Source organism: Streptomyces sp. NPDC093795, assembly GCF_044764665.1.
Lineage (GTDB): Bacteria > Actinomycetota > Actinomycetes > Streptomycetales > Streptomycetaceae > Streptomyces.
In genome coordinates this window covers 288,877-297,109 of record NZ_JBIWIO010000012.1, presented here as the reverse complement: position 1 = coordinate 297,109, position 8,233 = coordinate 288,877, and the positions used below count along the sequence as shown (strand labels likewise).

General features: G+C 71.0%; 7 protein-coding genes. 1 reads left to right on the top strand and 6 read right to left on the bottom strand.

Annotation, left to right across the window (positions count from 1 at the left end; all coding sequences use genetic code 11):
* Positions 1-296: 296 nt before the first annotated feature.
* Entirely contained in the window at positions 297-914 is a 618-nt protein-coding gene (locus ACIRB7_RS29350) for a GNAT family N-acetyltransferase (protein WP_403604364.1), read from the top strand.
* 97 nt (positions 915-1,011) lie between these two features.
* Here the strand turns inward: ACIRB7_RS29350 and trxA are convergent, their stop codons facing one another.
* The 6 genes from trxA to murJ form a co-directional block, all read right to left on the bottom strand.
* Entirely contained in the window at positions 1,012-1,344 is a 333-nt protein-coding gene (gene trxA / locus ACIRB7_RS29345; RefSeq protein ID WP_403604361.1) for a thioredoxin, read from the bottom strand.
* A 45-nt stretch (positions 1,345-1,389) separates the two neighbouring features.
* Positions 1,390-2,355: a thioredoxin-disulfide reductase gene (gene trxB / locus ACIRB7_RS29340; RefSeq protein WP_403604358.1), complete on the bottom strand. Its 966-nt coding sequence runs from the start codon at positions 2,353-2,355 to the stop codon at positions 1,390-1,392.
* 140 nt (positions 2,356-2,495) lie between these two features.
* Complete coding sequence (locus ACIRB7_RS29335) at positions 2,496-3,431, bottom strand: anti-sigma factor family protein (protein ID WP_403604355.1); 936 nt, start codon at positions 3,429-3,431, stop codon at positions 2,496-2,498.
* Complete coding sequence (gene sigM, locus ACIRB7_RS29330; protein ID WP_403604352.1) at positions 3,428-4,132, bottom strand: RNA polymerase sigma factor SigM; 705 nt, start codon at positions 4,130-4,132, stop codon at positions 3,428-3,430. Before sigM ends, ACIRB7_RS29335 begins: the two co-directional genes overlap by 4 nt.
* A gap of 25 nt (positions 4,133-4,157) precedes the next feature.
* Positions 4,158-5,843 carry a protein kinase family protein gene (locus tag ACIRB7_RS29325; RefSeq protein WP_403604348.1) on the bottom strand — a complete coding sequence of 562 codons (1,686 nt, stop codon included), beginning with the start codon at positions 5,841-5,843 and terminating at the stop codon, positions 4,158-4,160.
* A gap of 118 nt (positions 5,844-5,961) precedes the next feature.
* On the bottom strand, positions 5,962-8,214 hold the full coding sequence (murJ, locus tag ACIRB7_RS29320; protein WP_403604345.1) for a murein biosynthesis integral membrane protein MurJ: 2,253 nt from the start codon (positions 8,212-8,214) through the stop codon (positions 5,962-5,964).
* Positions 8,215-8,233 lie beyond the last annotated feature (19 nt).

The following is an 8,233-nucleotide window of genomic DNA, read 5'->3' as shown; positions in this document are numbered from 1 at the left end:
CAGACGGTTGCTTCGGGGCGCGGCCGGGGGGGCGACCCCCCGTCCTAGTCGCCCGGGGGCGCGGCCACCCGGCCCAGCCACCGCGCCCCGGCCGTCCCCCGGCCCCCCCCCCCCCCCCCCCCCCCCCCCCCGCCCCCCCCCCCCCCCCCCCCCCCCCCCGCGCGCCCCGGCCGCCCCCCCCCCCCCCCCCCCCCCCCCCCGCCCTTTGCTCGTGAGCGGTGTCCCCCCGATCGCCTGATCGATACGATTCCAAGAGGCGTATCCGTACGCGATGGCGAGGGAAGTGAGGAGCGGCTGTGGGGCGTCGGCTCGTACCGCTCACGCTGGACAACCTTCCGGACCTGCCCAAGCGGTGCCGCTCCTGCGTCTTCTGGGAGCTGGACCCGGTCAGCGGAGAGGCGGCGGTGAAGGCCGGGCGGCCGGAGCTGGAAAAGGAAGCCTGGATCTCCGGCGTTCTGCTGGAGTGGGGATCCTGCGGTCGGGTGGTCTATGTCGACGAGGTGCCGGTCGGCTACGTCCTCTACGCTCCCCCGGCCTATGTGCCGCGCTCGACGGCCTTTCCGACGAGTCCCGTGGCCGCCGATGCCGCGCAGCTGATGACGGCCTGGATCATGCCCGGATACCAGGGGCAGGGGCTGGGCCGGGTGATGGTGCAGACCGTGGCCAAGGATCTGCTGCGGAGAGGGTTCAAGGCCATCGAGGCGTTCGGTGACGCCCGGTGGAAGGAGCCCGCCTGTGTACTGCCGGCCGATCACCTGCTGGCTGTGGGCTTCAAGACCGTACGGCCGCATCCTGCCTTCCCCAGGCTGAGGTTGGAGCTCCGGACGACGCTCTCCTGGAAGGAGGACGTCGAGATGGCCCTGGACCGGCTTCTCGGCGCCGTGCAGAAGGAGCCGGTCCTCCGGCCGCTCTAGCGTCAGGACATGAGAACGGCCCGCCCCCGGGAGGGGCGGGCCGTTTGCGTTTCACGTGAAACGACAGCGCTGTTTCACGTGAAACAGCGAGGGAGCATCAGGCCTTGGACGGCTCGACGAAGCCCTCGAGGTCGCGCAGGATGGCGGCCTTCGGCTTGGCACCGACGATCGTCTTGACGACCTCGCCGCCCTGGTACACGTTCAGCGTCGGGATGGACATGACGCCGTACTTGGCGGCCGTGGCCGGGTTCTCGTCGATGTTGAGCTTCACGACCTCGATCTCGCCGTGCTCGGCGGCGATGGCCTCCAGCGACGGGGCGATCTGGCGGCAGGGACCGCACCACGCCGCCCAGAAGTCCACCAGGACGGGCTTGTCGCTCTTGAGGACGTCGTCTTCGAAGGAAGCGTCGGTCACAGTCTTCAGGGCCACAGCGGCCTCCTTGATCTCGCGGGGTGTGGGTGAGGAGAGACGGGGTCAGACCGCGGGGGTCTCGGCCAGCTTCTCGCTGTCGGCGAGGGCGGCCAGGAAACGCTCGGCGTCCAGTGCGGCGGAGCAGCCGGTGCCGGCGGCCGTGATGGCCTGGCGGTAGGTGTGGTCGACGACATCGCCGGCGCCGAAGACACCGGTGAGGTTCGTGCGCGTCGACGGGGCGGCCACCTTGAGGTAGCCCTCCTCGTCGAGGTCCAGCTGGCCCTTGAACAGCTCGGTCCGCGGGTCGTGGCCGACGGCGATGAAGAGGCCGGTGACGGGAAGCCGGCGGGTCTCACCGGTCTTCGTGTCACGCAGGGTCAGACCGCTGAGCTTCTGCTCACCGTGGATCTCGGTGACCTCGCTGTCCCAGGCGAACGAGATCTTCGGGTCGGCGAAGGCGCGCTCCTGCATGGCCTTCGAGGCACGGAGGGTGTCGCGGCGGTGGACGATCGTGACGGTCTTCGCGAAGCGTGAGAGGAAGGTGGCCTCCTCGATCGCGGTGTCGCCGCCGCCGACGACGGCGATGTCCTGGTCCTTGAAGAAGAACCCGTCGCAGGTGGCGCACCAGGAGACACCGCGGCCGGAGAGCGTGTCCTCGTTCGGGAGGCCGAGCTTGCGGTGCTGGGAGCCGGTGGTGACGATGACGGCCTTGGCGCGGTGCACGGTGCCGGCGGTGTCGGTGACGGTCTTGATCTCGCCCGTCAGGTCCACGGCGATGACATCGTCGGGCACCAGCTCGGCGCCGAAACGCTCGGCCTGGGCCCTCATGTTGTCCATCAGGTCCGGGCCCATGATGCCGTCACGGAAGCCGGGGAAGTTCTCCACCTCGGTCGTGTTCATCAGTGCGCCACCGGCGGTGACGGCACCCTCGAAGACCAGGGGGTTCAGCGACGCTCGGGCGGTGTAGAGCGCAGCGGTGTAACCCGCGGGCCCGGAGCCGATAATGATCACGTTACGGACGTCGCTCACGGGTTTCTTCCTCGTCTCTGCAGACTGCCACTGCCTACGGGGGCGGTCGTCTCGGTCACTCTCACCCCACCCAACGGATCCTAAGGGGCGTACATTCCCGAGTTTGCCGCGCGGCACCGGGGCCAGACGGGGGAGAGAGGTCAGGACCGGGGGTAGGTGCGGCTGAACAGGAGATCGGCGGCCGGGCTTCCGCTCCCCGTGGTCCGGTCCGCGCAGGAGGCGTCCAACACGAAGGCCTGGATCCGGGTGCTGTCCGCAGGGTCCGGAAGGACGACCAGATAGGCAGGCGTCCCCTGGTACTCGCCTCGTTCGTGGCCGAGCACCGCGTCGGTGCGGCCGGTGCCGGCCAGGACACAGGCGGGGACGGCACTGTCCCTGTTCCGCTCGGGGGCTGTGGTGCCCGTCTCGGCGGACATCGACTCGGGTCCGATTCCCCGGGGCGTCTTGGCGACGCTCTCCTCGGCCAGGAGCGCATGCACACGGTCCTCGACCGGAGCCCCGGAGAAGGGGCTCAGACTCTCTCCCGCGGCGACGTCGGCCTTCGTGGTGTCCTCAGCGGTCCTTCCGGCGTTGAGGTTGGCCGTCTGGCTGAGGAAGAGGCTCGTTCCCAGGACGGCGGCACCGAAAGCGGCGCCGAGCGTGGCGAGCAGTGCGATCCGGCGGCGGGGCTTCCTGGTCCGGCCGGGGCCGGTGGCGGCGCCGGGGCGTCCGGCAGGGCGGCCCGTGGCGGGAAGCCGAGAGGGAGAGGCAACGGTCTCGGACGGGGTACGCGATGTTTCACGTGAAACAGGCGCGTCGCTCTCTGGGGTGGTGGCATCGAGGAGAGCTTCGGCGGCGAGGGCGGCATCGATGCGGCCGGCGATCTCGGCGGGCATGCGGGGCGGGCCGGGCAGAGTGCCCAGGAGACCGCGGATCTCCTCCAGGGAGGCCCGTACGTCGGCGCAGAGCGGACAGTCGTCCAGATGGCGGCGTACGGCGGCCGAGCGGCTGGGTGAGAGCAGCCCCTCGGTCAGGTCGGAGATCTCCGAGACGTCCGGGTGCTGTGTCGTGTCGGCCTTGCCGGTCGTGGAATTCACGCGCGCCCACCTCCGCCCTTCACAGCAGCTGGATCAATCGGTCCGGTATCCGTCGGCCCCGGCACCTGTGGGACGGATGTCCCCGGCGTCCGGTTCCTTCCCCCACCGGGGGCCTCGTTACCCACGGTGTCGGCGCGCAGATGAGTGACCATCGGAAGCAGACGTGCCCGCCCGCGCGCGCAGCGGCTCTTCACGGTGCCGGTGGGAACGCCGAGGATACGGGCCGCCTCCGCCACCGGGTATCCCTGCATGTCGACCAGGACGAGGGCGGCACGCTGGTCGGCGGGGATCGCGGCGAGCGCGGCGAGGACTTCGCGATGGACGTCCTGCCGTTCCACGGGCGCCTCGGCCGACTCATGGGGTTCGAGGAGCTGCTCGAACCGGTCGGAGTCGTCGACGGGCGAGGTTCTGCGGGAGGCCGCCTTGCGTGCGCGGTCGAGGCAGGCGTTCACCGTGATGCGGTGCAGCCAGGTCGTGACGGCCGACTGGCCCCGGAAGGTATGGGCGGCCCGGAAGGCCGAGATCAGGGCGTCCTGGACGGCGTCGGCGGCCTCCTCGCGGTCTCCCAGGGTCCGCAGGGCGACCGCCCACAGCCGGTCGCGGTGCCGGCGTACGAGCTCACCGAAGGCGTCCGGATTCCCGGCGACGTGGAGTGCCAAGAGCTCCTGGTCGCCTTTGGCCTCGTCTATCGGATCGTCCAACGGTGAGCTCCCTCCCGGGCGGTGGTCAGCCCATGACCTTGATCTCGGTCAGCCTGCCGCGGAAATCGCCGTCGTTGACGGGCAACTTCGTCAGCCAGACCAGAAGGTAGCGGGTCGTGACGGGCTTGGTGGGCTTGAGCGTGACGTCGGTGCCGTCTCCGGATGCCTGGGTCGTGAACGCGCCGGGTGTGTCAGGCGCCGAGATGGCGTCGGAGGGCGCGGTACGCAGTTGCACCGAGGTGTGACCCTGGAACGACAGCTCCACCGTGCTGACCTTCTGGGCCTTGCCCAGGTCGAGCACGACCCCCACGCCGGTCTTCAGGTTGCCGAACTCGGCGGTGGCGTAGCTCACGGTGTGCCAGAAGGTGCTGGGGTCGCCGTCGTAGGCGTTCTCTATGGCCTGGCCGTTCTCCGCACCGTTGCCCAGCGGGTCGAAGTCGTGAGCGGACTCGATGGCGAGCGGCTTGGGCGGTGGGGGCTTCTCGTCGGCCGTCGGCGTGGTCACCGGCGTCTTGGTGGTGGCCTCGGGGGCGAGGAGACGGTCCGCGATCTGCCAGCTGCCCAGGCCGAGGGCGGCGATGAGAAGGGCGGAGACGGCCCACTTCAGTGCCGTGCCGGTGCGGCTCTGGAGCGGGGGCGGCGGGACGACCACCGGCTGGGCCGCCACCGGGCGCTGCTGGGGGCGGCCGTACGTGCCCTGCTGGTACGTCGTGCGCTGGTACTCGGGCGGGGCGGCGAACTCCGGCTCCGGCGGCTTCACACGGGGCATCGCCGCGACGGCCTTGGCCAGCTCGTCCGGTGTGGTGCAGGGCGGTTCCTGGCGCGAGGCGGTGGCCCCGTCGTTGACCAGGGCGCGCATGGCGATCTCGGAGAGGCCCCGGTGGACGCCGGCGCGGACCTGGTCGGGCGGGAGCAGCCCGACGCCCTTGGGGAGGCCGGAGAGCCCGTACGCGTCGCTGTCGTACGGCCAGCGCTGGGTGAGGGCGGCGTACAGGAGTGCGCCGATCGCCTCGGTGTCGGTGCGCTGGGGACGCTCGGCGGTGATGCCGCGCAGGGCGGCGTTCACGGCGAGGCCGCGGATCCGGTACTGGCCGGTGGAGCTGCGGAGGACGGCGCTCGGCGTGAGCCGGAGGTGCGCGAGGCCTTCGCGGTGGGCGGCGGCCATGGCCTGGGAGACCTGGGTGACGAGCTGGTAGGCGTCGTGGGGCTCCAGCGGGCCCAGCGCGAGCAGCGCGGTCAGCTCGGTGGAGTCGGGCAGCCACTCGTGCACGACGTACACGAGGTCGTTCTCCTCGACGGCGTCGAGGACCTGGACGAAGCGAGGGTCGCCGAGGAGGGCCGAGGAGCGGGCCGCGGCCAGGACCGAGCGGGCCCGGGGGTGCTCGGCGGGCAGCAGGTGGACCCCGACGGCACGCCGCAGTTTCTCGTCGACGGCACGCCAGCTGCTGAAGCCGTCCAGACGGGTGACGCACTCCTCGAGCCGGTAGCGCCTGGCCAACTTGTGGCCGCTGTGCAGTTCGGGAGCCGTGAGGGAGGGCTGTTCGCCGTTCTGTCGTTCGACCGCCTTCTTCTCGGTGGGCTCGGCGGTCTGCTCCGCCGCCTTCTGCTCTTCCGCCACCCCGTCGGTCGCGGCCGTGTCCGCCTTGGCGGTCAGCGGGTCGTCACCGCTGTTGTCGGCCACGTCGACGGCAGCCGTGCTACGTTCCGCCACCGTCGTTCCTGCCTCCCCATCCGTTGCGCCACATCCAACAGCCAAGCCAATTGTGCCCACAGTCGGACGCTCTGCACGACACGCGGTTCCCCCCGATGGTTGTGCGGGGTCCGTGGGTTCAGCGTCCCAGGCGTCCGCGCACCATGCCGACCAGGGTGTTCAGCTCCGCGATCCGCATCCGCTTGGCGGCGATGAAGAAGACACCGAGGAGCACTGCTCCGCCGACGAGCAGGGCGACGAGCGAGCCCAACGCGCCCTCGCCGAGGAGCTTCAGCAGGCCGAAACCGACGGCGCCTGAGACGATCGCTGCGGGCACGGAGGCCATGCAGAGGCGCGCGTAGGTCCGCATCACCTGGGTGCCGTCCAGGTCGCCGCCCAGCCGCTTGCGGAGGCGACGCCACGCGATGCCGACACCGACGGCATAGGCGAGTCCGTAGGAGGCGGCCATGCCGACGACGGCCCACCGGGCGGGCAGCACGACGTAACAGAGCGCGGAGGCGGCCGCGTTGACGGCGGCGACGATGACCGTGTTGTAGAAGGGCGTCCGGGTGTCCTCGTAGGCGTAGAAGCCGCGGAGCACGACGTACTGGACGGAGTAGGGGATCAGGCCGAGGCCGAAGGCCATCAGGATGAAGCCCATGCCCTGGGCGGCCTCGATGCCGCTGGAGGCGTACAGCAGGGTGCACATCGGGACGCCGAGCGCCAGGAAGGCGAAGGAGACCGGGACGATCGCGACGGCCGAGTTGCGCAGGCCCTGCGAGATGTCGTCCCGGACGGCGCCGGGGTCGTCGTCGTGGGCGGCGCGCGAGATCCGCGGCAGCAGCGCGGCCATCACGGAGACCGTGATGATGGCCTGCGGCATGCCCCAGATCAGCTGTGCGTTCGAGTACGCGAGGAAGCCGGCGCCGTTCTTCCCGGACTCCGCACCTGCGGCCGTGGCCAGCTGGGTGACGACCAGGACGCCCGCCTGGTTCGCGAGGACGAAGAGAACGGTCCACTTCGCGAGCTTGACCGTCTTGCCGAGCCCGTGGCCCTTCCAGTCGAAGCGGGGCCGGAAGCGGAATCCCGTCTCACGGAGGTACGGGATCATCGCCAGCGCCTGGACGACGAGTCCGAGCAGGGTGCCGATGCCGAGCAGGCGGATGCCGTCGTCCGGGATGGTCTGCACACCCATGTGGGACTCGGCGGAGGTGCCGTAGACCCAGATGAACAGGCCGAAGGTGACGATCATGACGATGTTGTTGAGGACCGGGGTCCACATCATCGCGCCGAACTTGCCGCGGGCGTTGAGGATCTGACCCATCACCACGTGCACACCCATGAAGAAGATCGTGGGCAGGCAGTAGCGGGCGAAGGTCACGGCCACGCTGTTGGCCGCGGCGTCGTCGGCGATGGTGTTCGACATCAGCCGGATGAGCAGCGGAGCGGCGAAGACGGCCAGGACCACGATGGCGCCGAGCGCCACCATGACCAGGGTGAGCAGCCGGTTGGCGTAGGCCTCGCCGCCGTCCTCGTCGTTCTTCATCGAGCGGACGAGCTGCGGGACGAAGACCGAGTTGAGGCCACCGCCGACGGTGAGGATGTAGATCATCGTCGGGAGGGTGTAGGCGATGGTGAAGGTGTCACCGAGCAGGGCCGCGCCGAGCGCGCCGGTGATCACCAGGCTGCGGACGAAACCGGTGAGCCGGGAGACCAGGGTGCCCGCCGCCATCACCGCGCTCGACTTCAGCAGCCCGGAGGCGCGGCCGGACTTCTTGGGGGCGGGGGCGGGCATGGGGTCCGGCTCCGGGGCGGGCGGGGGCACCTGGCCGGGCGTCTGCTGGTCCCGGTAGAGGTGCGCGAAGGCGTCCGGCTCGGGATCCTCCTCGCCGGCCCGGGTGACCAGGTCGTCGACACCGGTGAACTGGACCGTACGCGCGTCGTCGCCGTACGGCAGGTGGCGTGAGGGACCTTCGGGCTCCGGCGCCGGGGTCTGCGCCCACACCCGGGGGTCGGGAGCGTGCGGGGGCGCGGCCGGCTGCTGGTAGAGCGGCTGCGGCTCCTGGTAGGTGCCGGGCGGGGGCGGCGGGTGGGCGGCGCGGTCGTAGAGCGCCTCGGTCACCGGGTCCTGCGCGGAGAGGTCCTGGGCCCGGTACGGGTCGTGGGTGTACGCGTCCTGGACGTAGGGGTCCTGGACGTAGGGGTCCTGGGCGTACGGGTTCTGCGGGTGGGCGCCCTGTGCGTAGGGGTCGTGTCCCTGCGGACCGGGGGCGGCCTGCTGCGGGGGTGGCACCGGCGGGTAGCCGGAACCGGGAGGGGCCGCGGGCGTCTCACCGGACGGCGCGGGGCCGCCCGGGCCCTGGCCGCGGTCACCGTCGTACGGCGCGTTCATGGTTACCCCACCTCATCGT

Excerpts from the sequence above, each read along its gene's own strand:
- murJ (WP_403604345.1), bottom strand. The coding sequence starts at position 8,214 with ATGAACGCGCCGTACGACGGTGACCGCGGCCAGGGCCCGGGCGGCCCC.